16 protein-coding genes and 7 pseudogenes are annotated in these 24,855 nt (G+C 61.5%); 20 read left to right on the top strand and 3 right to left on the bottom strand.

Annotated features, from left to right (window positions below; translation table 11 throughout):
- Positions 1–55: 55 nt before the first annotated feature.
- Both BC1002_RS38190 and BC1002_RS34345 read right to left on the bottom strand, forming a co-directional pair.
- On the bottom strand, positions 56–664 hold the full coding sequence (locus tag BC1002_RS38190; protein ID WP_221307275.1) for a patatin-like phospholipase family protein: 609 nt from the start codon (positions 662–664) through the stop codon (positions 56–58).
- Positions 665–1,429: 765 nt separating this feature from the next.
- Complete coding sequence (locus BC1002_RS34345; protein WP_013094557.1) at positions 1,430–2,431, bottom strand: alpha/beta hydrolase; 1,002 nt, start codon at positions 2,429–2,431, stop codon at positions 1,430–1,432.
- Between the two features lie 265 nt (positions 2,432–2,696).
- Here BC1002_RS34345 and BC1002_RS34335 point away from each other — a divergent pair.
- The 7 genes and pseudogenes from BC1002_RS34335 to BC1002_RS34305 form a co-directional block, all read left to right on the top strand.
- Positions 2,697–3,676: pseudogene (locus tag BC1002_RS34335) on the top strand (IS3 family transposase); the annotation flags it as partial.
- 214 nt (positions 3,677–3,890) lie between these two features.
- Positions 3,891–4,940, top strand: a complete 1,050-nt coding sequence (locus BC1002_RS34330; RefSeq protein WP_013094555.1) for an IS110 family RNA-guided transposase — start codon at positions 3,891–3,893, stop codon at positions 4,938–4,940.
- A 12-nt stretch (positions 4,941–4,952) separates the two neighbouring features.
- Positions 4,953–5,171 (top strand): annotated as a pseudogene (locus BC1002_RS39930) (IS3 family transposase); the annotation flags it as partial.
- Between the two features lie 411 nt (positions 5,172–5,582).
- Positions 5,583–7,073 carry an ISNCY family transposase gene (locus tag BC1002_RS34320; RefSeq protein ID WP_041736259.1) on the top strand — a complete coding sequence of 497 codons (1,491 nt, stop codon included), beginning with the start codon at positions 5,583–5,585 and terminating at the stop codon, positions 7,071–7,073.
- 195 nt (positions 7,074–7,268) lie between these two features.
- A pseudogene (locus BC1002_RS34315) lies at positions 7,269–7,883 on the top strand (helix-turn-helix domain-containing protein); the annotation flags it as partial.
- Between the two features lie 305 nt (positions 7,884–8,188).
- Positions 8,189–8,707, top strand: a complete 519-nt coding sequence (locus tag BC1002_RS34310) for a lytic transglycosylase domain-containing protein (protein WP_013094552.1) — start codon at positions 8,189–8,191, stop codon at positions 8,705–8,707.
- A pseudogene (locus BC1002_RS34305) lies at positions 8,704–9,761 on the top strand (CpaF family protein). The gene BC1002_RS34310 and the pseudogene BC1002_RS34305 overlap by 4 nt, the downstream one beginning before the upstream one ends.
- A gap of 579 nt (positions 9,762–10,340) precedes the next feature.
- Here BC1002_RS34305 and BC1002_RS34300 read toward each other — a convergent pair.
- Positions 10,341–13,484 (bottom strand): autotransporter outer membrane beta-barrel domain-containing protein, encoded by a 3,144-nt coding sequence (locus BC1002_RS34300; protein WP_013094551.1) that lies wholly within the window; start codon positions 13,482–13,484, stop codon positions 10,341–10,343.
- A 757-nt stretch (positions 13,485–14,241) separates the two neighbouring features.
- On the opposite strand from BC1002_RS34300, the gene BC1002_RS34295 reads away from it, so the two are divergent.
- From BC1002_RS34295 to BC1002_RS34245, 13 genes and pseudogenes are all read left to right on the top strand, one after another.
- Positions 14,242–15,564: an IS5 family transposase gene (locus BC1002_RS34295; RefSeq protein WP_013094550.1), complete on the top strand. Its 1,323-nt coding sequence runs from the start codon at positions 14,242–14,244 to the stop codon at positions 15,562–15,564.
- Between the two features lie 474 nt (positions 15,565–16,038).
- Positions 16,039–16,500, top strand: a pseudogene (locus tag BC1002_RS37225) (recombinase family protein); the annotation flags it as partial.
- Position 16,501: 1 nt separating this feature from the next.
- Positions 16,502–18,016, top strand: a pseudogene (locus tag BC1002_RS34285) (transposase family protein); the annotation flags it as partial.
- Positions 18,006–18,977, top strand: a pseudogene (locus BC1002_RS34280) (ExeA family protein). The pseudogenes BC1002_RS34285 and BC1002_RS34280, both read left to right, overlap by 11 nt.
- A 159-nt stretch (positions 18,978–19,136) precedes the next feature.
- Complete coding sequence (locus BC1002_RS34270) at positions 19,137–19,559, top strand: hypothetical protein (RefSeq protein WP_013094548.1); 423 nt, start codon at positions 19,137–19,139, stop codon at positions 19,557–19,559.
- Positions 19,559–19,939, top strand: coding sequence for a VirB3 family type IV secretion system protein (locus BC1002_RS34265; RefSeq protein WP_013094547.1), 381 nt, complete (start codon positions 19,559–19,561; stop codon positions 19,937–19,939). Before BC1002_RS34270 ends, BC1002_RS34265 begins: the two co-directional genes overlap by 1 nt.
- Positions 19,933–20,637, top strand: coding sequence for a hypothetical protein (locus BC1002_RS39660; RefSeq protein ID WP_311734675.1), 705 nt, complete (start codon positions 19,933–19,935; stop codon positions 20,635–20,637). The genes BC1002_RS34265 and BC1002_RS39660 overlap by 7 nt, the downstream gene beginning before the upstream one ends.
- 420 nt (positions 20,638–21,057) lie before the next feature.
- Positions 21,058–21,912 carry a hypothetical protein gene (locus tag BC1002_RS39655; protein WP_337999532.1) on the top strand — a complete coding sequence of 285 codons (855 nt, stop codon included), beginning with the start codon at positions 21,058–21,060 and terminating at the stop codon, positions 21,910–21,912.
- A gap of 195 nt (positions 21,913–22,107) precedes the next feature.
- Positions 22,108–22,569, top strand: coding sequence for a hypothetical protein (locus tag BC1002_RS39650; RefSeq protein WP_337999531.1), 462 nt, complete (start codon positions 22,108–22,110; stop codon positions 22,567–22,569).
- Between the two features lie 78 nt (positions 22,570–22,647).
- On the top strand, positions 22,648–23,097 hold the full coding sequence (locus BC1002_RS34255) for a TrbJ/VirB5 family protein (RefSeq protein WP_013094546.1): 450 nt from the start codon (positions 22,648–22,650) through the stop codon (positions 23,095–23,097).
- A gap of 15 nt (positions 23,098–23,112) precedes the next feature.
- Complete coding sequence (locus tag BC1002_RS39295; protein WP_013094545.1) at positions 23,113–23,253, top strand: hypothetical protein; 141 nt, start codon at positions 23,113–23,115, stop codon at positions 23,251–23,253.
- 9 nt (positions 23,254–23,262) lie between these two features.
- Positions 23,263–23,583, top strand: a complete 321-nt coding sequence (locus BC1002_RS38180; protein WP_184143215.1) for a TrbG/VirB9 family P-type conjugative transfer protein — start codon at positions 23,263–23,265, stop codon at positions 23,581–23,583.
- 221 nt (positions 23,584–23,804) lie between these two features.
- Positions 23,805–24,827, top strand: coding sequence for a type IV toxin-antitoxin system AbiEi family antitoxin (locus BC1002_RS34245; protein ID WP_013094544.1), 1,023 nt, complete (start codon positions 23,805–23,807; stop codon positions 24,825–24,827).
- Positions 24,828–24,855: the final 28 nt, after the last annotated feature.

Genomic DNA, 24,855 nt, shown 5'->3' with positions numbered 1-24,855 from the left:
ATTAACGCCCTGACATCGCCGACATGGGAATAGGGACACGCAGAGATGCGTGAGTTCAAATGGGAGAGGGCCGGAGTACGACATGACCATCCATTTGCTCGTGGTCGAGTCCAATCAGGAAAGCCGCAACGTGCTGCGCTCGCATGTGCAGCAGCACAATATCGTCTATCTCCCGAAAAGAACAATGTCCTGTCACGGACGCGGCCCGCAGTCTGACGGCACATTGCGGCACGCGTCGCGGGACATAGTTTGTGACTAAAAGCTCAGAAACGCCCGTAACGTTACCTCTGGCTGCGTTTTGCATCGGGATCGCCCAGCCGACGAGCGCCGGGACGTGCTCACTCGTTGCACGCTCCACCGAGCGTGCTGGCGCCTCGAAGAAAGGGCCACGGTCTTCTCCGTTCAGGAAACAGGACTGGGGAGAGAGAATTTCAATGACTAGCCTCAGGACCCGGATGAACGCCCAGCCCTTGCGGGAGAACAGGTCCATTGGCCCACGAAGCCTGAACCTCGCACCCAGGGACGCGATGATATTGGAGCGGGTCGCGGTGTCCAGCATTTCCTTGCTCGAGTAACCGGCTGCCGAGAGCGCGGCGATCAGCGCACCGGCCGAGGTGCCCGCCACGCCCTTGATGCGGATTCCCAGTTCTTGGACCGCCGCCAGCGCGCCGACGGCCTGCTCGCCGGACTGAATGGCAAGACGGCCTCAGGGGTCGCCGATGTGAATGCCCCCTGCTTGCCATCACTTACTTCAGAGGAGCGACCGGCAGCCTCGGATGGCGCACCGCTTAGGTGATCCTGCTGGCCGAGAAGGATCGCCGCTTTCTCGTCTGCGACATCGGTTAAAGCAGGCGAGGCGCTTTCGTGCTCGACCGCGACGCCCGTCCGCGCGCGCCGCGTGTGCGCCTTCGCAGTGACGGGTTTCGCAGGCGATTGCTTAACCACATTAGGTGAAATCGCACAGTAGACGTCACGATTAGTTGAAATCTCCGTCCGATGAATCCAAAGTCTGCGGAAACGGTAGTCCAGTAAGGGATTGCGGCAATCCATCCGCTGGTAGGAATGCTCACAACTTTACTTGTGCAAGCGGGCGTTCGCGCCGGTAAAAGTTGGGGCTAAACATCAGTTAGAGTTGTGTCTAAAGGGCCAAAGGGTCCAGAACGCCTGATCGACGTAGCGCGCCGCACGTTATCACCAAGCAGGCGGAGCCCGCGCCTGAGTGCGTAAAGGGGTCAGCGGCAGCCGCTGTGGTTCGTTTCGGCCAGCGTCAGTCGTTCCCCTCGCCGTCGCGTCGACCGTTACGACACAAGATAAGTTGATAAAGTGCATCGCGACACAATAGTGCTGAAGCGCGGCTAGGCGATAGACAGCACTTCACTTGCAATGGAAACTGGCGTGTCAGCCTTGCCTGGTGCAGCTGATCGATAATTTACGCGACACACAGCGATAGGCCAAACTTTACTTGCGGGAGCGTCCACGGCTTGTACTTCCGTCTCGCATTCCGTTCTACCGGTCGCGTTAGTTGTTCGCTGCCTGACACGTATTCGATCAGAGATGGAGGGCAATCCAGAAATCGGCCCCCTCCCATGTCTGGCTTGCTGTCCAGAAGTTGCTCGGACAAGGCTAGGGCCCTATCGTTGGATGATGCATACAGTGTAATCGGTGCTCCCAGCTTCCTCAGAGCCGGAACGAGCTGCTCCGTAAATTCGACTGTGCCGATATCCGGTGCCGCCAGGATGACTTCCTTGATTCGCTTGACCTCTTCAGGCTCCGTGACCGCCAGCGCGGCGAGCGTGCGGGCGAGTCCTCGACTCCCCATGCTGTGAGCGATGAGGTAGACATTTTCTGCGTTTGACTGTTTGAGCACATCCCTCAAAAACTGCTCGAGATGTGGCTGTGCGTCGATGATGCTTTGCTCGTCGACCATGTATGCCAGCATCCGATCTTGCGACGGCCAGCTAAAAAATACAGGGGCTCCGTCGAATCCGAGGTCATACGCCATTTGCGCGGTCCGTCGAGCCGCGTCGGCAAAACTCACGTGGTAGCCGTGAACAAACACCATCAGGCTTTTCCTTTTGCACTTTTGCACCTGCGCACGCAGCGCGGCGAAGAAGGCATCGGGAGACTCGGGGGAGATGCTTAGCAACATCACGTCCCTCTGCGGGGTTTCGGTAAAACGCAGACTCCACCATGAGGGATTTTCGAGTGCGCCCATATGATGATCACGCGGGATACTAACGGCAACTTCACCATAACTTATCGTGTCGGAGCGCGTACCGCCAAATCCGTCGGAAGTGCTCTTTTCACCATCGGTCGCAAAGAATACCGGCACTACCTTGTAAGGCGCTGAGGCATACGACGTCGGCGCATTGGGGGGATGGCGGATGTGTCCCGTGAAAGTGCCCACCGCGCTGCGAATCGATGGCCGCATCAAACCCGGTTTCGTCCACTGGCTGGGGCGCGATTAGCTCATAGGCAGGCAACTCGTTAGCGGGCGACATACTTACATGAGGTGATCCTCCCTCATTGTATCCGGCACCTCCGGGAAGCATTGAAATTACCGCGCTGAGAAGGACACAGCGGATTCGCCCCATGATCTCGTCTCCTGTCGATATTGCGCGCGGCTGCGGCACATGCGTGGCCTGTACTGTAATGGTCTAATTTCCTCGGACAGGTCGATAGGAGGACAATCCTGAATCGACGAGGAAAAGAGCAAGATGACAAGAAGGCGCCGACAGTTTGATGCCAGCTTCAAGCTGGAAGTAGTAAGGATGGTGCGAGACCAGGGGCTATCGGTCAGCGAAGTGTGCCGGTCGATGGACCTCGTTGAGACAGCCGTGCGCCGCTGGGTGGCGCAGTACGATGCGGAGCGTGCTGGTGGCCCCGGCGAGGGCAAGCCGCTGACGGCTGAGCAGCAGCGTATCCGGCAGCTCGAGGCGGAAAACCGGCAACTGCGTGAGGACAACGCGCTGCTAAAAAAAGCATCGGCCTTCTTTGCCCGGGAACTGAAGTGATTTACCGCGTGGTAACTCATTTGCAACAGGAGGCCGTATCGGTCAGTCACGCCTGCCGGCTTCTGCAGGTGAGCCGCTCTGGCTACTATGCGCACAGGAGCGCCGGGCCGAGCGCGAAACGGCTGCAGGAACACACACACGTCAAGGCAGCATTCGCCGCGAGCGGCGCGAGCTATGGTAGCCGCCGCGTGATGCATGCGCTTCGGGACCAAGGGCTACGAATCGGTCGTTACCGGGTGCGGACGGTGATGCGAGAAGCGGGCCTGCGCACGAGCTGGAAGCGCAAGTTCGTCTCGACGACCGATAGCAGGCATACGCTACCGGTGGCACCGAACGTGCTCGATAGGCAGTTTGATGTGGCCGAGCCCAATCGCGCGTGGGTTTCGGACATCACTTATATCCGCACGGGGCAAGGCTGGCTCTATCTGGCAGTCGTTCTGGACCTGTACTCGCGCAGGGTGGTCGGCTGGTCAATGGCACCAACCATGCCGGCTGAACTGGTCATGTCGGCATTGACCATGGCGCTGCAGCAGCGTCGGCCAGCACCGGGACTGGTTCTGCATTCGGACAGGGGCAGCCAGTATGCAAGCGAGGACTACCAGGCCTTGCTGAAGCAGCATCACGTGGTTTGCAGCATGAGCCGCAAGGGAAATTGTTGGGACACTCAGTCTAAGATGGCTTCTGAACGTTGGACCGATCTGACCCGTGTTGGGATTGGCCGAGCTGCCCTGGCATTGACCTGTCGATCGGGGTTCCAGCGTTCCCCGAGTGTTGCCGGGCCCAGCGTCTGTGACCTGATAGGAGCTTTGTATTGCACCGTGAGTGTCCTGTCCTGCGAGTGGGGTTGGCAATGCGCCCACTACAACGGATAAACGCATGGAACAAAACGAAGTGATCCTGGGCGTTGATACGCATCTGGATACGCATGTCGGGGCTGTGATCAGTGATACAGGCAGGCTTCTCGGAACGCTATCGGTAGCGACCGATACAGCAGGATATCTCGATCTGCTCACATGGGCGAATTCGTTCGGCCTTTTACGCCGCGCCGGGGTTGAAGGGACCGGCACCTACGGAGCTGGATTAGCCCGCATGCTGCGCGATCATGAGATCGAGGTGCTTGAAGTCAATCGCCCTGATCGCGCGATGCGCCGATCCAGAGGGAAGTCCGATCCCACTGATGCTGAAAACGCCGCACGTGCTGTCCTCTCCGGGAGAGCTACGGCTATTCCAAAGGAACAGTCCGGCGCCGCCGAGGCAATGCGCGCAGCTTCCGTTGCCAGGCGCAGTGCAGTCAAGGCAAAGACGCAGGCGATCAATCAGTTACGAGCCTTGCTCGTGAGCGCCCCCCAGGAAATCCGTGATCGGCATCTGAAAGCGAAGACCGCAGAGTGTGTTGAGAGTTGCGCACGTCTTCGCTCGTTGGGAAAAACGCCAATGTTGCAAACGCTCACGGCCACGCTGCGGCTGTTAGCTAAGCGCTGGCTGATGCTTGCAGAAGAGCTCAAAGCTCTTGATACCATGCTCGATAGTCTGACCAGCCAGCATGCCGCGCGAGTTCGCGAAAGATTCGGCGTCGGTCCGCAGACCGCTGCAGTACTGGTTGCCGTAGCCGGAGACAATCCCGAACGCCTGAAAAGCGAAGCTGCGCTTGCTGCGCTCTGCGGCACAAGTCCGTTGCAAGCATCGTCCGGCAAGACGGTCCGGCATCGTTTGAACAGAGGCGGCGATCGGGCTGCCAATAACGCCTTATGGACCATTGCCATGGTTCGGATGCGCAGCGACCCGCGTACCCGACTCTATGTTGATCGTCGGACCAAGGAAGGCATGTCGAGCAAGGAAATCCATCGCTGCCTGAAGCGCTATATCGTCAGAGAGCTGTACCCTCTAATCTTGGCCGATCTGGCCGATTCGACGGGTATCGGTTGACATAGGAGCGTCAACTCGGTGATGGAAAGATTCTTCCTGAACCTCAAGATGGAGCGTGTGTGGCAGCGTCGGTACGCCAACCACGATGAGGCTCGGCGCGATATCAACCAGTACATCGTCGCTTTCTACAATCCGGTGCGCTTGCACTCCACACTGGGTTATCTGTCACCCGCCGCCTACGAGGCGAAACCGACAGCGAAAGAACCTATCCGCCTGTCCGAAATTAGTTGACCACTACAGTACCTCTGATGTCCGCCTTTTAAGTGCCCTCGCTCGAACCTTCCTCCGAAATAACAGTGAGCAGTCTTCAACTATGTCGCTCGCGACCTGCGATCTACCGGTTCAGTTGCACGATGCCGTTCCGGCACACATAGCGTCCGAAGCCCGGGAACAGTCCCGGCTTTTCTCTCGGCGACTGTGAATCAGGTCGCCGTCTTCGCTGGGACAAGGCTGTGGCATATCGAAGGGTATTGCAGGCCCGGTTGTGGCGTGGACTAGATCCGCGTCATTTGACATAATCTTAATTATCACCACAAATTTTGTAGCGGCCAGATGGTAATGTCCGCTTTTAGCCGCATAGAAATGTCCGCTTTGGATCCGTCGTATGTAGCCACCCACCGTTTTCGGGCGCTCTAGACATCGATGGCTGTGACAGAACGGATAACAATGACGATGCGGGAACTAGACAGATTTAAGGTCATCCAGGAGGTGACGGAGGGACGGCTCAAGCCATGGCGTGCCGCCGAACGTCTAGGTCTGACGACGAGGCAAATACGGCGGTTGGTGGCCCGATACCGCGAGTCTGGCGCGCCCGGACTGATCTCCCGCAAGCGCGGTATGCCCGGGAATTGGAGGGGTGACGGCGAACTGGCCCAACGTGCTCTGGCCATCGTCCGTGAGCGATACGTCGATTTCGGCCCGACACTGGCGTGCGAGAAGCTGCGCGAATGTCATGGCATCCGGCTCGCGAAGGAAACCGTGCGCAATCTGATGATGGAAGCCGGACTGTGGATACCGCGCCGGCAACGCCCACCAAAGATCTACCAGCCGCGGGCCCGGCGTGCATGTCTGGGCGAGCTGGTGCAGATCGACGGCAGCGATCACCGGTGGTTTGAGGACCGGGCGCCGGCCTGCACGCTGCTGGTGTATGTGGACGATGCGACCAGCCGCCTGATGGCGCTGCATTTCACGGCGACCGAGTCAACTTTTAGTTATTTCGAGGCGACGCGCGCGTACATCGAGCGCCATGGCAAACCCGGCGCGCTCTATAGCGACAAGTACAGCGTGTTTCGCAAGACGGGCGCCAACAAGGATGGCAATAGTGTGACCCACTTTGGGCGAGCGATGTACGAGCTGAACATCGACACGTTCTGTGCGAACAGCAGCCCGGCCAAGGGCCGCGTGGAGCGCGCGCATCTGACGCTGCAGGACCGTCTCGTGAAGGAATTGCGACTGCGGGGCATGAATACGATCGCCGATGCCAACGCGTTCGCCCCTGTCTTCATGCCCACCTATAACGCGCGGTTCGCCAAGCCGCCGAAGAGCGATTTCGACGCGCACCGGCCGCTGCGTGCCGATGAGAGCCTTGAGCTGGTGATGACGTGGCGCGAGTCGCGCAAGGTGACAAAGTCGCTGACCGTGCAGTACGACCGCGTAATGTATCTGCTCGAGGACACGCCGGAGCACCGCAAGCTGATCGATCGATATATCGAGATCTGGGAGTACCCCGATGGACGTATCGAACTTCGGGCGGACGGACGTGTCCTGACCTGCAGGCAGTACGACCGGCTGGCCGAGATCGATCAGGGCGCAATCGTTGAACACAAGCGATTGGGCCACGTGCTCCAAGTTTCACAGGCAATTCAGGCACAACGCGATAACAGTCGGATCGGTAAGGCACCTTCCCGGACTCATCTGAGCGCCCCAACCCAAGCCCAAAGTCGTTCGCCCGGCAGGAAGAAACAACGCGAGTTCAATCAGGCCGACATTGAACATGCAATCGTGGATCTCGCCCAGCAAAGACAGGCGCAACTGCAACTGCAACCCCGCAAACCTGGCCGGCGGTCTGCAAGGGACAGTGGAACGGACGTAAGCGCCCTGCCCGTACAAACGCCATCCTTCGACACTGCGTGATCTCTAACCCATGAAAGGTAAATCCTGAACCCCTTAAACCCGGACATTTCTATCTGGCCAGAGCCCGGACATTTCAATCTGGCCTCGACAAATTTTGTAGTAGCTTTATTGAAATGTCGTGTTCTGGCTATTTTCAAATGTCGTGTTTTGACCTCGGTATGCTTGCCGGTTCCCCGTGGGACCTTGGAGCCGGCCATGCATCCAGCGACACTGGTGACACTGAACATGCGCGAACTCGACCGGCTGAAGGTGATCCAGGCTGTTGTGGAGATGGGACTGAAGCCCGGACGCGCAGCTGAACGGCTGGGTCTGACGGTGCGGCGGATCGAGCGTCTGGCGATCCGGTACCAGGAGTCGGGCGCTGCGGGACTGGCCTCACGCAAGCGCGGGTGTCAGGGCAACCGGCGTCTGGACGAGGATCTCGCTCAGCGGGCTCTGGCGATCATCCGTGAGCGCTACACCGATTTTGGCCCGACGCTGGCCTGCGAGAAGCTGTACGAATGCCACGGTTTCCGTCTGGCGAAGGGAACGGTCCGCCGGCTGATGACGGACGCGGGCCTGTGGGTGCCGCGCCGGACGCGGCCACCGAAGCTCTACCAGCCGCGGGCCCGGCGGTCGTGCCCGGGCGAGCTGATCCAGATCGACGGCAGTGAGCATCCGTGGTTTGACAACCGGGCGCCGCAATGCACGCTGCTGGCGTATGTCGACGACGCCACGAGCCGGCTGATGCACGTGCTTTTCACGGCCACCGAATCGACCTTCAGCTACTTCGAGGCGACGCGTGCGTACATCGAGCATCACCCGCGGCCTTTGGATTGGGCCCTTCCCTTTACAACGACCTTTGTTCCCCTTGCCTTTGCGGCTTTCGCTCGATGCCTTTGTCCCGCACTGGACAGCACACATGCCTCAGGTCCCGACGAATGGCACGGGTGCGAATAACCCCGCGCCCCGCATCTTTTCCGTGCAGGCATTCCTGCCGCCCGAGCCTCTGCGCTGCCTACAGTGAAGCCGTCAGTCCTTCCCCCTGGACTGACGCGCGCTGTTGACCTGCCGGGCTGCACCCCGCTCCCGGCAGGTCCTTTTTCTTCAAGGCGGTCCCACCGGACGAGGTCGACGTGAAGCGTGTCCCGATCATGCCCCTGTGTGCATTGCTTGTTGCCGCGACGAGCCGCGCCGACTGCCTCGACGATGCCGCGCGGTTTCATCACGTCAATGTCCGCCTGGTGCGCGCGATCGCCACTGTCGAATCGGGACAGCGCGCCAGCGTCGTCCATCTGAATGATGACGGCACCACCGACATCGCGCTCATGCAGATCAACAGCCGCTGGCTCACGACACTTTCGCTCTTGGGTGTCTCGCGTGCGGGCCTCCATGATGGCTGCACCAATGCCTATGTCGGTGCATGGATCCTGTCGCAGAACATCCGGCGCCTGGGACTCACCTGGGATGCCGTCGGTGCCTACAACGCGGGTTCGCACGAGAAGCGCATCATCTATGCGCGCCGCGTGTACCGCGAACTGCGCGCCGTTTCGCCATCCATGGCCCGGGGCCAGCAAACCGTGACTGCCCGTCCTTCCAGTTCGAGCTTCGTCGCCCGGCATTTTGAGCCCATCGAATGGGGAAACGGGCAATGAGCCGGCTCACGTACGAATACGCGATCGACGTCCTGAACGATTACCTCGGCCCGCTGCAACCGATGCTCGCCGATCCCGACGTACAGGAAATCATGGTCAACCGCGCCGACTCGATTTTCGTCGAGCGCAACGGCGTCCTCTCGTTCACGGCCGGATGTGACGTGAATCCCGACGCGCTCGATCGCGCCATCACGATCCTCGCCAACGTGAACGCGAAGGCGCAGACCGGGTTGCTTGACGCACGCCTGCCCGGTCTGCGCCTCGCTGCCGCCCGCCATCCGGTTGCCGTTCACGGCGACATCATGTCGTTCAGAAAACATTCGCGCCGCCGCATTGGGCTCGCCGACTACGAGCACAGCGGCACGTTCGACGTCATCTCCGGTGTGCCATCGCTGACCGCCCGCCGCCGCCGTGCCGCGGTGCTTGAGCGTCTGGCTTCGGGCGGCGCCGCGCTGCGCGCTTTCTTCGAATGGGTCACGCGCGAGCGCATCAACGTCGCGTTCTCCGGCGGAACGTCTTCCGGCAAGACGACCCTGCTGAACGCGATGATCGATGCGATGCCGGCAAGCGAGCGCATCGTAACTATTGAGGATACGGCCGAGTTGCAGGTCCATGCTCCGAACCATGTGGCACTGGAGACCAACCTCGGCATCTCCATCCGCGATCTCGTGCGCTTTTCACTGCGTATCCGCCCCGACCGGATCATCGTCGGTGAAGTGCGCGGCGCCGAAGCATTCGACTGATGGAAGCGCTCAACACAGGGCACCCAGGCTCCATCGTCTCGTTTCACGCGGATCCGGCCGATGCGGCACCGGCGCGCCTCGAATCGCTCATCCGCATGAGCGACGAGGGGCGCCTGATGACCCTCACCGACCTGCGCCAGAAAATCGCCTCGACGTTCCGCTTCTTCGTGCATGCCGAACGGCAGGGCGCGGTGCGCGGCCCCGTCGAAATCCGCGAAGTGCTCGGCGTCGAACACGACCGTTACCGCACGCGCCGTCTTTTTTCCCGCCACGCCGACTACGCCGACGTCGAGGAGGCAGTCCATGCATGAACCAACCCATATCTGTAGCGACTTGCATTTGAAACCGTACCTGCTTGCAATCGACGCGGTTTCCTGCTCGAAATAATTGCAACTGACGGAATCCGCGTGCCCGGATTATCTGCAACTGTGCTTGCATTCAGCCGGGCGTGCTCGCATTCCATCTTCGCCTGCTCACACTATCTGCAACTGACTGAAGTCAGATCGGCAGCCCGGGCTGCTGGTAGCGGCACGAACATTCGGCGGATGGCTCCCAGCAAGAAGCTGACGATGGTGCCGTCCTTGTCGACGGCGTGGTACGGATACTCCCACGTACTGCGGCGGGGAGTGCGATGCCCCGCCCCGGCATTTCGCGCAGGCCAAGGTCAAAACAAATATCGCCCCCGCCGTTGATCAGCCACCCCGTGAAAGTGTCGTTGTCGATCGACTGCTGTTACGACGCGCGCCCATACAGGAGTGCCGTCAACAATGGGATTTTTATACGCCAGGCGCTCAGGGCGTGCATCACGCCGCTATTCGTACTGTCGCTGCGCGCACGATTACGGGCGCGCCCGATGCACCGCTGTCGCCAACATGTTTCCACTCCAGACCTCACCACGTGTACCGGAATCCGATATCGCCCCAGACACCCTTGTGGCTGCCCGTCGCCGAAGCATTGATCGAGAACTGGTAACCGAACTGTCCGTACAGGCTCATGCGCGTGTCGAGCTTCGCGGTCACGCCCGCGGCGAAGTCCATCCGCGTGGATTGCTGGCTGAGCGGTACGTGGTCGACCCCCGAGTACGTCGTGGTCGCCCCCGCGCCCCAGTCGCGCCAGAGATTGGCGCGCACGTACGGCTGCCACACCTGTCCGTTGGCGCGCTCGAGGGTCCACTGCCCGCGCAGGCCGAGCCGCCCGCTCACACCCGAGGTCGAGCCCGGATCGACCGGGCCCAGCCCGTCGTTTTCCTCGGAGAGCCCGACATGCTGCCAGATGACCTGCGCCTGGGGCTCGAGCACGAAGCCCGGCCCAAGCGGCAGACTGAATGGATAGCCCGCTTCGAGCGACGTGGCGAACCCGGACCCCGAGATGGGCAAACGGGCGTTCTGTGTCGTCGCGTCGCCGTCGTAGTGGGTGCCCTGCAGGATCGCGTCGATGTACCATCCGCCCGGACCGTAATGGGTCCAGTACGCACCGCCCGAATACGCGTTGAGGTTCACCTTGCCGGTGTGGCTCAACACATAGGCGGTCGCATCCGCGTTGGTGACGAGGCCGTCCACGTCGACGTTGCCGTTGCCGTACGCGAAATAGACACCGGCCACGTCGTGGTGGCCGGGCAGGAAACTGCCGCGCCACAGATCCAGTCCGGCCTGCACGCCGATCACCTGGCCGTGCGCGCGAGCATCGGTATAGGTCTGGTATCGATTGTCGACCTGCTGACCGAACACCCGACCCCAGGCCGAGCGGCTGATCCCTCCGCCGCCCATACCGCCCCCTGCGTCGGTGAGCGTGTCGCCGATGCGCTCGTGCATCGTGCCGAGCATGGTGAGGCCCAGTTGCCTCGCGAGCGGTTGCACGACCGAGTAGGTGGCAATCTCCGGCCCGAGGATCGGGTACAAGCCTGGAGGCAGGACGGACGGCGGCGGATCAAGAGGAAGTTCTTCATTGTCCGGGATCGCAGGCTTTTCAGACACCCCGGGCTCCTCAGGCTCCCCGGGCACCTCAGGCTCTCCAGGCCCCTCAGGCTCCGGCCCAATGACCATATCCGAGCGCAGGAACCAGTCTTCGGGTTCGGAGCCGGCCACTCCTCCCCGGAAAAGAAAGTAGGTGAACATGCCACCGCGTACTTCATGGGCGAGCGAGAATTTTTCCTGCTCCGTGGTGCCGCCGTTGATCGCTTCCACAACCGGGATGCCGTCGGATACCGTCAGCGCTCCGGGACCGCCAGAATTGGCGACCAGCAGCTGGGACGTACCGGTGGCGGTGCCTCCGTCGAGGATGAGCTTGTCCGAGGGCGCAAAGTCGCCGGCGAGGTAGGCGCTGAGGGAGATGGTGCCGTTCTCGCCGAGATAGTTGTGCGCGATCGCCACGGTTCCCGGATCGCCGGAGACGCGAATGAGGCCCGCGTTCACTACGCTCGCCACGTGCTGGTCGAAGCCGCGCAGATCCATCGTTGCGCCAGACTCGACGGTATAGTCCGAATTCGCGCTGAAGACGTGGGGGGCACCCGCCGCGAGGACGCCGCCCGCGACCGTGGTCAGGCCGCTATACGTGCTTGCGGCGGTCATCACCGTTTCGCCGCTCAGGACGTCGACCGTCCCCGTACCGGCAATGGCGGCAGGGAACACGTAGTTGCCACTGGTGTTGGTGTGGTTGAACACGAGCGTGCCCGTACCGGCGCCAAACGTCACCGTGCTGGCATTGAGCGTGCCTGGCGCGACCGGTGCCGCGCCGGCGGCGGCGCCAATATTCAGCGTCCCGGTGGAGCCGGCATTCGTTGCAATGGAGACCGTGTTCGCGACTACCTGTGCGCCGTTCTCAATGGTCAGCGTTCCCGAGCCGAACTGGCCGACAGCGAGGGACGTGCCCGCGTTCAGCACCGAACCGGAGTCGGTAACAGTGACGGTGCCGGAACCTCCCTGAATCGGCGTGCTACAGAAAGATGTCAGTCCTGCGCCGCACTGCCCCGCGATGGATGTGCCGCCACTGCCTGTCACGTTGACGGTTCCCTGGTTCGAGACCGTCATCGTTCCGTTACCCTGCCCACCCACGGTCAGGTCGCTGTTTTGCACGTTCAGGATCGCGCCCGGACCACTGACCGCGAGCGAACTGGTCCCAGCGACGGCGCCAACGATGGTTGGTCCGCTGATCGTCACGGTGCCGTTGGACTGGATGTTCAGATCCGCGGGGCCCCGCGTGCCGACCACGAGAAGCGGTGAAGTGAGCAGCCCGCCGTTCGACACGGTGATGGTTCCTGTTGAAGCGGGCACGCTACCCGAGGCACCGTTGAAAGTGAGATAGGTCCCGCTTCCGCTCGTGGCCATGCCGCCATCGGTAATCGTCAGCGTGCCGGCACTGCCGGGACTGACACCGACGCCTAGAAAGGTTCCGGCGCTGAGGCTGCTATTGGTTCCGCTCACAAGCGCAGTCGCAGTCGAGCTGCCCCCGATCTGCAGCGTGCCCCCCGGACTGGAGACTGCGCCGCCGTTGGTCACGTTAAGTTGCGCAGGGCCGCCGTTCCCAACGACAAAGAAGCCCGTGTTCGTGTACCGAGACCCGTGGCCATCGACTGTGAGCACACCGCTGCTGCCCGAGTTGTAACCGACGAAGCTGTTAAAGAGACTGGTGACAGTACCGCCGTTGCTCACCGTGAACGTTCCGGAGCCGTTAAAGCCGGTGTAGTACTGCGACTGTGCGGTGGTCGTACTGATCGACCCGCCATTCACGTCGACAAGCCCCGTACTCCCGGCCGCCTGGCCGATATGGATACCGCTGAGCACGACGTTCGCACCGGTCGGAACGATGAATGTCCCGCCCGGAACTCCACCGACTGTCCCGCTATTGAATCCCGCAACGAGGGTAGCCAGCGACGTCGTCCCGGCTGCGGCGGTCTCGGTGGCGTTGCCGTCAATGTGAAGGTTCTGTTGAGCGAAGCCGGTGGCGGGGATGAGCATCGGCCCGCAGAGGAGCACCGAAACGCCAGCCGCGTACCGTGTCAGCACCTGACGTGCCTGACGGATAGGACAAGGTCTCATCGGCCACCTCCACATGTGATTCGTATTGGCAAATACAAATATCTACATATGAAAAAATGTTGGCGAAGATTTTTCCTGTCCTCGCCACCCGCTAACAAACTCGATCCGACTACGCCAAATGCAAATTAATCCTCTTCACCTACTGCATGTAAGTCCCGCAACCAATCCCCGTGAATCCCTTGCACTGGTTTGGCGTACCGCAGGTCGCGACCACTATTGCTCAGGTGTCGTCACATGCATTGAGCATATTTTTAATTCGTTTTCCATGGGCACGCTGGCAGCGGACGATGCGCTCAGGCTCGAATCGCCAAAGCGCCGCCGCCCCACGAACTACGCTTGATAGCGTATGTCTCATACGCGTACGTCAATTATCGAGATGCGGGTCCGAAAATTTTCCGAACACGATGAGATGCATGAACTCGGAACAATAGCCAGGCCCGTTAATGTATTCCATGGATTATTCGTTGTGCCAGCCGCTTCCAGCAAACAAACGCTGTATAACGACGCGCGTGCTGTTCAATGCAAGCTCAAACACTTCACTAAGAGACGGGAATTAATCTTCTGTGATTAACGAAGGATTTATAGATCATCAATGCCATGTTTTCAATAAATTGCCCCTCCGGATGGGCCTTCATAGTCGGGTCTGAATAATTCGAAGAGCCCTGTGCAACAAGGGTTTAAAGCGGAAAGTGGTTGATGCATTTGCAGGAACCTGGCATTTTATGGGTAATTTCCTGCAAATTCTGTCGAGGTCTGGATGGGTCCGAAGGCAGTGGTGAGTGAAGGCGATTTGTTCCGGCATCCTCTGCGCGAGCAGATCAACCTGAAGCATCCGCTGGTGCGTCTGACCGATCTGATCAACTGGGATGGATTGAATGCGTCGATGAGCGCGAGCTTCGTCTCTCGCAAAGGTCGGCCGGCCACCCTCACCGAGGTTGATTGCTGGTTTGTTGTATCTCCAGCATGCGTTCGATCTGTCGGACGAGGACGTGGTCTGGCAATGGGTGGAAAACCCGTATTGGCAGGTCTTTACGGGCGAAACGTTTTTCAGACCGAGCCGCCGATCGATCCGTCGAGCCTGACCCGCTGGCGCAAGCGTCTGGGCGAAGCCGGAGTTGAAGAACTGCTGGCCGAGACGATCGAAGCGGCGAAGCGCGCGGGCGTTATCAAGGCTTCAAGCGCAAAGCGCGTAATCGTTGACACGACGGTCATGCAAAAGGCGGTCGCCCATCCAACCGATTCGCGTCTGCTCGAACGGTGTCGCGAACATCTGGTGAAGGCTGCGGCACGGCACGGGTTGAAGCTGCGGCAGAACTACAACCGCGAGGCGCCGCACCTGGCGCGTCAGATTGGCCGCTACGCGCATGCGAAGCAGTACAAGCGCATGAAGAAGGCGCTGCGCACGTTGCGCTCGCGCGTTGGGCGGGTGATGCGTGATGTCGAGCGTCAGCTCGATTCAGTCGCCGACACTGGGCGCATCGCGCTGCAGGAATTGATCAGCCGCACGAGGCGGATCCTGTCTCAGAAGCAGAAGGACAAAAACAAGCTGTACGCACTGCATGCTCCAGAAGTTGAATGTTTGGCGAAAGGCAAAGCCCGCACGCCCTACGAATTCGGTGTGAAAGTGTCGATCACGACGACACACAAGGAAGGGCTTGTGGTTGGCGCGCGCTCGATGCCCGGTAACCCATACGACGGTCACACGCTGGCTGAAGCGTTGGAGCAAGCGGCGATCTTGAGCGATGTGAAGCCCGACGTCGCCATTGTGGATCGCGGTTACAAGGGTGTCGCTGTCGAGGGAGTGAAGATCTACCACCCGGGATTGCGACGCGGAATCACGAGGGGCCTGCGCGCGATGATCCGATGGCGAAGCGCGATCGAGCCGGCCATCGGTCACATGAAGGCCGACGGCAAACTCGATCGGAACTGGCTCAAAGGCGCACTCGGCGATGCGATGCACGCAGTGCTGTGCGGCGCTGGCCAAAACCTGAGGATGATCCTCAGAAAGCTGAGGCTTTTTTACGCCCTTGTTCTGATCGCCTGGCTTAGCCGATCAATCACCGTCGACTTCCAGGCTTGAGGGCAAGCGCCGACCCAACCGAATTATTCAGACCCGACTTCATAGCAGCAACACCGGAATGTGTCGATCGACCCAGCCAATAACGAATGACTGCCCGGCTCCGTTGATGATATGTGGGCTTCCCCGGAGACGAACGGCGGCTTCCGTTAAGCGTTGCTCGACATTACCAGGTCGATGGCCGCATGCTGGCCCGGATCAGCCGGCCGGAAATGTTCCAGGAAGGCATTCGGCGGATACGTTGTGAAGCCGCGATGATGGAAACGCCACCGTCACGACGGAAACTCGTCCTGGGCGGATGACGCTCGAGCTCCTCACTACTGCGCGCCCCCAATAATCCAGGAAACGATGGTTTGTTGGATGCTTGCTGGTCGTGGCCCGGGCATCACCCGGAGCCACATGAACGGCATCCAAGATCAGTTTCCATTTTTCAATGTCCGACTATACTGAATTTTCGGTGGACAAACTGGAAATCGTATGTTGATCGGATACGCTCGCGTCTCGACAGACGACCAGCATCTCGACCTGCAACGCGATGCGTTGGCCAAGGCCGGGTGTGAACGCGTCTTCGAAGACACCGCGAGCGGGGTGAAAGCCGAACGCACGGGACTGACCGCGCTACTTGCCGCGTTGCGCGCGGGCGATACGGTCGTGATCTGGCGGCTGGACCGGCTCGGGCGGTCGCTGAAGGACCTGATTTACCTGGTCGAGCGGCTCGATGCCGCCGGCGTCGGCCTGCGCAGCTTGCAGGAGAGCATCGATACCGCGTCGATCGGTGGTCGACTCGTGTTTCACCTGTTTGGCGCCCTGGCTGAGTTCGAGCGCAACCTCATCCGCGAGCGCACTCGCGCCGGTCTGTCGGCGGCCCGCGCACGCGGCCATAAGGGCGGTCGCAAAAAGCGGCTCGATCCCGCCAGGCAAGAACTGGCACTGCAGCTCTTACCGCGCGCTGCATCGCTTCCAGCAACCACATTCCGCGCATCGGGCCGACTACGGCAAGCCGCGCGTGTTGCAGCAGGCAGAACTGGAGCGTTACTGCGAATTGATCGCGGCGCTGAAACTGCGGACCACGAACAAGCAGAGACGACACCTCTCGACCAAACGGGCGATCGAGTTGCTGGAGGACTACGGCGTCGAAACCGTGCAGGGCCTGGTCAAGGCACCCAAGGGCGTGCTGCGCGTACCGACGATCAACCATTACCTGTCAGCGCTGCGGCTCGATCAGCCACACCTGTTGCGGCAGCCGCCCGCAGTGCGCTTCCAGGCCGAACACAGCAATGACTGCTGGCAGTTCGATCTGTCGCCCTCCGACCTGAAGCACATCGAACGACCTGGCTGGATTGATCCGGCCAGGGGCGAGCCGACGCTGATGCTGTTCAGCGTCGTCGACGATCGCAGCGGTACCGCGTACCAGGAATACCGCTGCGTGTACGGCGAAGATGCCGAGTCGGCGCTGCGCTTTCTGTTCAATGCGATGGCCCCCAAAGCGGACCCCGGTTTCCCGTTTCAGGGCCGGCCAAAAATGATCTATCTGGACAATGGCCCGGTCGCGAAGAGCCGGGTGTTCCAGTGCGTCATGCAGGCCCTCGACATCGAATGGCAGACGCACCTCCCTGCCGGCAAGGACGGCAGGCGCACGACGGCGCGTTCGAAGGGCAAGGTCGAGCGGCCGTTTCGTACCGTCAAGGAAGCGCACGAAACGCTGTACCACTTCCACAAACCGGAGACCGAAAAGCAGGCCAACAACTGGTTCTTGCGCTATCTACTGCGCTACAACGATCAGCGACACCGGTCCGAAAAGCACTCGCGACTTGAGGACTGGCTTGCCCGCTTGCCGGCGGAGGGAATTCGAGACATGTGTACGTGGGAGCAATTCTGCCGTTTCGCCCGCGAACCGGAGCGGCGCAAGGTCGGCATCGACGCGCGCATCACCATCGACGGCACCGCTTATGAGGTCGAACCCGACATGGCGGGCGAGACGGTAGTGCTGCTGTGGGGGCTGTTCGATGACGAACTGTATGCGGAGTTCGACGGAGAGCGCTTCGGCCCGTACTACCCGGTGTCCGGCCCGATCCCGCTTCATCGCTATCGTGCATTCAAACGCGGCAAGACCGACGAACGCGCTGACCGCATCCGCTCGCTGGCTGACCAGCTTGGATTGCCGATTGCCGCGCTCGCCGGCGACGACGTTCGGCTCGCGCCATCCGCGACGGCACCCAAGCCGTTGCCGCACCAGCCGTTCGATGCCGACGCGCACGAATACCGGTTCCCCAGCGCGATCGCGGCCAAGCTCGCGATCGCCGACGATCTGGCGCAGCCGCTCCCGAAGCTGCCACCGCAAGATCGCTTGTTCATCGACCAGGTGCTGGCTGAGACACTCGTCCGCCGCATCGTGCTGGCACGCGTTCGAGATTATTTCCGCCGTAAGAAGTCAGGAGAAGGACATGCGAGCTGAAGTGATGCAGCATTATGGATTGACGGTGCCACTGAATCAGGCGGGCTACTTTGAAACCACGCACCATCAGCAGTTGATGAAGGACATCAAGGGAGCAACCTTCGAAGGACGGTTGATCGCCGTGTGCGGTGTCATCGGCAGCGGCAAGACGATGATGATGCGCCGGCTTCAGCAGGCGCTGGAAGATGAGAAGCGCGTCACCGTCTCCAGGTCGCTCGCCATCGAGAAGCATCGCATCAAGCTGGCGACGTTCATTGCGGCGCTGTTCTATGACCTGTCGACCGAGAAACAGGTCCGCATTCCGACGCAGGGCGAGAAGCGCGAGCGCGACCTGCGTGAGCTGGTGAAGAAGAACAGGCGTCCGGTCGCATTGTTCGTCGACGAGGCTCATGACCTGAACGGCAATACCCTGACGGGCCTGAAGCGCCTGATGGAGCTGGTCGAGGACGGCGACGGGAGCCTGTCCGTGATACTTGCCGGTCACCCGAAGCTGCGCAACGACTTGCGGCGCGCGACGATGGAAGAGATTGGCTACCGCACAGATATCTTCTCGCTGGACGGTATCACCGGCAGCCAGCGCGAGTACATCCACTGGCTGATCGGAGCGTGCGCCGGTGACGGGACCGACGTAGATTCGATTCTGACCGAGGAAGCTATTGACCTGCTGGCGACCAAGTTGCGCACGCCACTGCAAATCCAATTGCATCTGGCTCTGGCGTTCGAGGCGGGGTATCTCACTGCCGAGAAGCCGGTTTCGGCGGCTTTGATCGAGTCCGTCCTCTGACGACAGCTTGACGACCTGGAGCCGACCCTGACCCGTCACGGCTATCGCGTCAAAGACCTCGTGGAGCAGTTCGACGCCAAACCGGCCGAGATAAAGGCGCTCTTCAGCAACTCACTGGACCCGGTGCGGACCGCGACGTTGCGTGACAAGATGCTCGCGGCCGGGCTGCCGATCTGAGTTCCGTCAGTTGCAGATAATGTGAGCAGGTGACGATGGAATGCAAGCGCGGCCGGCTGAATGCAAGCACAGTTGCAGATAATCCGAGCACGCGCGCTCCGTCAGTTGCAGTTATTTCGAGCAGGGAACCGCATCGAATGCAAGCAGGACCGGTTTCAAATGCAAGCCGCTACACATATCTTGCGGGGCATGACTGCCGTGCGTCGCGCAATCTCCGTTGCCGTCAGTTGGTGGCGCGCAGTTCGCGCGGCCTGGCAAGGCGTCCTGCTGCGGCATGAACGTCCCATACGGGCGCTGCCCATTGCGCTCTGGCTCGGGTCGGTACCCGTCATCGCGCACGCGGGCATCTGGAACGGGGGTCTGTGCACCGTCTATCAGGACGTGCTCGACAACGAACTGCTGGAAGTCGTATCGCTTTCCGCGCTGGTCGGTTCGATCGTGCTGTGGCTGCTCGACGACGGGCGCAGCAACATCAAGACGCACGTGCTGCGCGGCGTGCTCGGCACGCTTGCGATCGTGAACATGCCGCTGCTATGGGCGCAGGCCTTTAACCACGGGGCGGCCCGCACGGGCACGCTCTGATGGGCGGATCTGGGGAACAGGCAATAGACACACAGCACGCCGACCCCCGCGATGTCACCGGCGAACCGGACGATCCGCTCGCCGCGCGCATTCGCAAGACCATGCTCGAACAGTTCCTGCTGCTCGGCATCGATCGCCGCTGGTGTATCGCCGAGGTGGCCATCGTCATCACATTCGCCGCCGGCATGCGCAACGCGTGGGTGCTGCTCGCGGTGCTGGTGACGCACCAGGTCCTGTGGCTTGCGGTGCGGCGCGATCCGGACCAGATCCGCTGCTACACCCGATACAGTCGGCAGGGCGACTATTACGAGCCGCGCCAGCTGCTGCGCCAGAAAGTCAATGCGCGTCCGAAGGGTTTTGCGCGGGGACTGCCATGCTGACATCTGCGTTCGCACGCTCCCCATTCGACGCCGAATCGCTCGCCCGCGTCGTGCAGCGCACGGACGGCGACCGCCGCTCGACCGCTGAACTGGTGCCGTGGCTTTTCCGGTTCAGCGAGTCGCTCGTCGTCAACAAGGATTCGGCGTTGATGGCGACGTACGCGTTTTCGGGACCTGACGCCGATGCGCTGTCCACCAATCACATCCTCGAGCTGATGGACAATCTCATCACGTCCCTTCGCGACATGGCGCGCCGACCGGTCACGATGTGGTGGACGGTGCATCGCCGCCGCCGTGCACAGTGTCTCAGCGCACCGATGCCAGATCCGGTTTCGCAGCAGGTGGACGACGCACGGCGGGCAACGTTCGAGCACGCCGCGAACTACGTGAACCGTCATTACGTGACGTTCACGCTGGCGCCCGAGGTCGGCCTCGACCGCTTCGCCGGCAAGGTCACGCACGGGATGACGCACGACGGGTTGTCCGTCGCCCGCTCTCTGATCCAGGCCGCGCGCGGCACATTCTCGGACCAGTACCTGTTCGCGTACACCGCGTCCGAACTCACCGCCGTCGTCGAAGCCTTCGAACACACCCTGTTCGGCTTCGTGGCCGGCAATCCGCGCCTCATCTGTCAACGGCTGTCCGGTGAGCAGCTGGGCGCATTCATGCATGCATGCATGCGGGTCGCCCGCCAGTGATCATCTGCAGGCAGTACCTGTTCCCGACATTCCAGCCCTCGACGTCGCGATGTGCGATACCGAAGTGCGCCCCGGTCACGACTATCTCCATTTCTACGCCGGGGGCCGTCAGCGCTACGGCATCGCCACAGGCATTCCGGCCCGTCGCGACTTCTGGCCGGATAGCGTCCTGCCGACCAGTCTCGACGGCCTGCTCAAGGTGTCGGGCGAAGTGACCATCAGCCATTGCTTCCGGCTCACGTCACCCTCGGCGGCGATGCGCTTCATCGACGGCGTGCGCCGCTATCACGAAGGACGTCGGCTCGATAGGCGATCGCTCCTTCCGCCACGCTGCGCGGTGGCGACCTGTCGGGCGCGCGACAGAACCATGCGCGCTCGGCAGCCGCGGACGAAGCGAACCGTCGGGCCGGCAAGGTCGAGATGGCCGAGGAGCTGTACGGGTATTACAACCTGTCGGTGCTGTGGTACTCGCCCATGTTTGAAACCGGCCCGTTCGATGACGGCCAGACCGCTGACGCAGCATGGACCCAGGCCGTCGCTATCCACCGGGCGGTGGAGGAAGCATTGCGCGCGGCGCACTTCACGCCGATACGGGAGACGCTGCATGCCCTCTCGGCGTTCGCGACCACGATCCCCGGCATGTGGCGCGAATGCGCGCGACGGTCGTTCATCGACACCGACGCCCTGGCGCGTCTGCTGCCGCTGCGCGGCGTCTCCGATGGCCACCGCATCAACGCGCATCTGACGAAGGAAACCGGAGTGCTCTGCCCGGCGCTCGCACCGTTTCCAACCGAGTTCGGCACGCCCTACTGGTTCACCGGATTTCTCGGTGATGTCGGACACATGCTCTTGTGCGGGCGCACCGGTTTTGGCAAGACGATTTTCATGCTGCTGTGTGCGACGCTCTTTCGCAAGTATCCGAACGCCTGGCTGTACGGCTTCGACAAGGACCTGTCGATGCGCATTCCGACGATCCTGCAGGGCGGCCGCTACATGCAGTCTGACAGCGAAGCGGACAACGTTCATGCCGATGAGCGTGCACAGATGAATCCGCTGGTGCTCCTCGGCGACCGGCGCCATCTCGAATTTCTCGTCGAATGGATCGTGCTGCTCGTGCAGCAGCGCGGCACCTATTGCGTCACCGCCAGTAACCGGTGCGAACTGGAAACGGCGCTTGCCGCTGTTCGTAGCCGCGGCGACCGGCGGCTGTGGCGGCTGCGCACGGTCCACGCGTCACTGCCCGCCGGGCCACTTGCCGATGAGCTCGGCCTGTAGGTAGGGTCAGGCCGTGCACGCGCATTACTTTGACAACATCGACGACAGCTTCGGTGACGTGCACTGCGTCTCGATGGCAACCGACCGGATCCTCGCGAATCCCGTGATCGCGCGCCCGTTCCTGTCGTACGTGACCTACCGCATCCACTCGACGATGAAGCGTTCGCGAAGCAGATCGGCAACTGGATCCTCACGATGCGCAAGAAGCTCGGCTGCGTGTGGATGGATGCCCAGTCGCCCGAGCAGGTGTCGTCCTCGGCCATCTGGCCGCAGATCCGCGACAACGTGCTCGTGCGCGTGTTTGTGCCCGTCGAAAACTTCATGCCGTCCGCGAAGGCCGCTTATCAGCGGGATTTCGGCCTGTCAGACGGGCAGATCCACACCATCCAGATGCTCGTCGCAAAACGCGACTACTTCATCGCCGAACAGGGTGGTGCATCCCGCCGCATCTCGGTGCCTCTCGAACCCCGCACGGTCGCGATCCTGCGCTCGGCAATGCGCGCGCGGATCCTGTTCGACCAGCATCTGCATGCGGGTCGTCCGGACTGGAAGGAACGATACGTCGACGCAGCGACGGCGCAGGCGTGCGGCGAACCGCCGCCCGCGGCCGCTTCTGAGGTTGATCTTGCTGTCCATCCCGAGGTCGATCGTGCGTAACGCCTGGCTCTCGCGCGTTCCACTTCACTCGCCGTCGGTCTGCTTCTGTTCATCAGCACCGCCCGCGCGGGTGGTGGCATGACCGGCGGCGCCACCGAGATCACGCAGCTCCTGAACCACGCGGAACTCGCCTCATCGGTGGCCCAGCAGGCACAGATGGTCGAGCAGAATGTCCAGGCGCAGATCACGCGCCTGCAGCAGTACGTGACAATGGTCCAGAACCTGAAACAGGTACCGACCTCCCTCATCGACCATGGCGATCGCCCCCTACCGCACGCAGATTCGGACTTCCAGTCGCTGTCTACGGCAATCACGCAGTTGCAGCAGGCGGCGAACGCCACGAGCGGCCTCTTCGGGCGCAGCCTGCCGGAGATGAACACAACCGGCATGTCACCCGCGCAGTGGCTGTCGGCCTACACGTCGCTTGCCTCGAGGCGCGGAGGCATCTCCGACGCTCAGGCTGGCGCCGGGTCAACGCATCACATTCATCACGCAGCGAGACATGATGCTGCCACCCGGCATCACTGACGGGAGCTGCCATCGATGAAACATACGACCGCCCTGCTTTCCGTGCCCGTCCTGTTCGCCAGCTGCCTGCTTCAGTCGGCCTGCGCCGAACCGCCCGTCGTGACGGGGCCGGTCTACAACTTCGACTGGCGTCTGACCGGTCCCGCCGACATCTAGCCATACCAGGTGTTCGACGACGGACAGAAGATCTATCTGCAATTCGCCGATCCCAAACATGTCCCCGCCGTTTTCGCCGACACACCGGGTGGGCTCGTGCTCCTGCACTGGGATCCCGATCCGCCCTACATCGTTGTCAACCGGATGGAAAACGCACTGGTGTTTCGCGCAGCAGGCGGGGAAGCCCGGGCTGTTCGGGCCGAGCCAGGGCGGCCGCCGCGGATGGCGCATTTCGGGCCAGCCCGACCATCCGAGGAAAGCTCGGTCACCCCGCCCCAAGTCGTCGGCCGCGTTCACACCGGCGTCAATCCCGCTTCCGGGGACAAATAGCTTCCGCGCGCGGTCCTGCAGCCGCAGGAAGGACAAGACGGAATCGGCAGTCCAGGTTTCTCGTGGGAATCATGGATCACCCCCAGCTCCGTCCAAACAACAACGCTGTCCACGTTACGTGAACAACATAGATTTCTGGACAAGCGTCTGACTTTGTCCGTAATTTCGCCATGTCCACGGAACGTGTACAATACAAATAACTGGACAACCATGGACGCGCCATGCCCGCCGCCGATCAAGATTTGTCTGCTCTGGTGCAAGCTGCCGCAACGGCGTTTGGCCAGGCGACCGGCATTGCTGTCCATGCGCGCAAGGCACCAGCCGGGTCAGGAGCCGATGCCGCACTGGAATTTCACGTTGGCGCGCGCCGCTTCAAACGTCCGGCGCACGTCAAGCAGACGATCGACCGCTACGGCACGGTCGCCGCATTCCGCGCGCACGCCGCGCCCGGCAATGACGAGAGGCTGTTGCTCGTCACGTCGTATCTGTCGCCGAACATGATCAACGCGTGCCGCGACATGCAGGTCGATGCGCTCGATCTGGCCGGCAATGCCAGTCTCCTTCTCGGCGACAATGTCATTCTCGTCTCTGGCCGGCCGCGCCTCGACAGTGCGCCCCTGCAGAGATCGTCCTGGACCCGGTCGACGCTGCGGGTCGCCCTCGCGCTGCTCACGGATCCTTCGCTGCTGGTAAAGACCTATCGTGACATTGCACAGGTCGCTGCCGTCAGTCACGGAACAGTGCAGAATGCCATTCACGGCATGCGGGAGCGTCGCGATCTCATTGAAAGGCGCGGCGGGCCTGGCTTGCAGTTCACCGACAAAGACAGGATGATCGACGAATGGACCACGCTGTACCCGTCGCTCCTGCGCGGATCACTTGAGCTGGGGCGATTTCGCACCGACATGGCCGACTGGTGGCGCGACGTTCCCGACATGCGCGACCGGTGTCGGTTTGGAGGCGAGCCCGCTGCAGCGATGCTCACCGGTTACCTGAAACCAGCCACGTTCACCCTATACTGCGCGAACGAGGTACCGAGGGAGTGGATCGCCAAGGCTCGTCTGCGCCCTGATCGGGATGGCAACATCGAGTTCCTGAAGTCCCCCATCAGGTTCACCGCTGCGACCGAGTACCCGCAGAATGTCGCGCCGCCCCTGCTGGTCTATGCCGACCTCGTCGCGAGCGGCGACTCGCGCAATCTCGAAACGGCCAGGTTACTGCGTGAACAATATCTCCCCGCTTGAGCCTCGTTCCCATCGCGCCTTTGCACCG

The sequence above is a fragment of the Paraburkholderia atlantica genome (assembly GCF_000092885.1).
Taxonomy (GTDB): domain Bacteria; phylum Pseudomonadota; class Gammaproteobacteria; order Burkholderiales; family Burkholderiaceae; genus Paraburkholderia; species Paraburkholderia atlantica.
Note: the sequence above shows the minus strand (reverse complement) of the source record. Positions and strands in the feature narration are given on the sequence as shown.

Bases quoted from the DNA above. Each gene is read 5' to 3' on its own strand.
- BC1002_RS34265 (WP_013094547.1), top strand. From the start codon at position 19,559: ATGGGCGGATCTGGGGAACAGGCAATAGACACACAGCACGCCGACCCC.
- BC1002_RS39660 (WP_311734675.1), top strand. From the start codon at position 19,933: ATGCTGACATCTGCGTTCGCACGCTCCCCATTCGACGCCGAATCGCTC.
- BC1002_RS39650 (WP_337999531.1), top strand. From the start codon at position 22,108: ATGCGCAAGAAGCTCGGCTGCGTGTGGATGGATGCCCAGTCGCCCGAG.
- BC1002_RS39655 (WP_337999532.1), top strand. From the start codon at position 21,058: ATGGCCGAGGAGCTGTACGGGTATTACAACCTGTCGGTGCTGTGGTAC.
- BC1002_RS34295 (WP_013094550.1), top strand. From the start codon at position 14,242: ATGGGTCCGAAGGCAGTGGTGAGTGAAGGCGATTTGTTCCGGCATCCT.
- BC1002_RS34255 (WP_013094546.1), top strand. From the start codon at position 22,648: ATGACCGGCGGCGCCACCGAGATCACGCAGCTCCTGAACCACGCGGAA.
- BC1002_RS34330 (WP_013094555.1), top strand. From the start codon at position 3,891: ATGGAACAAAACGAAGTGATCCTGGGCGTTGATACGCATCTGGATACG.
- BC1002_RS34300 (WP_013094551.1), bottom strand. From the start codon at position 13,484: ATGAGACCTTGTCCTATCCGTCAGGCACGTCAGGTGCTGACACGGTAC.
- BC1002_RS34345 (WP_013094557.1), bottom strand. From the start codon at position 2,431: ATGCGGCCATCGATTCGCAGCGCGGTGGGCACTTTCACGGGACACATC.
- BC1002_RS34245 (WP_013094544.1), top strand. From the start codon at position 23,805: ATGCCCGCCGCCGATCAAGATTTGTCTGCTCTGGTGCAAGCTGCCGCA.
- BC1002_RS39295 (WP_013094545.1), top strand. From the start codon at position 23,113: ATGAAACATACGACCGCCCTGCTTTCCGTGCCCGTCCTGTTCGCCAGC.
- BC1002_RS34270 (WP_013094548.1), top strand. From the start codon at position 19,137: ATGCAAGCCGCTACACATATCTTGCGGGGCATGACTGCCGTGCGTCGC.
- BC1002_RS34320 (WP_041736259.1), top strand. From the start codon at position 5,583: ATGGCTGTGACAGAACGGATAACAATGACGATGCGGGAACTAGACAGA.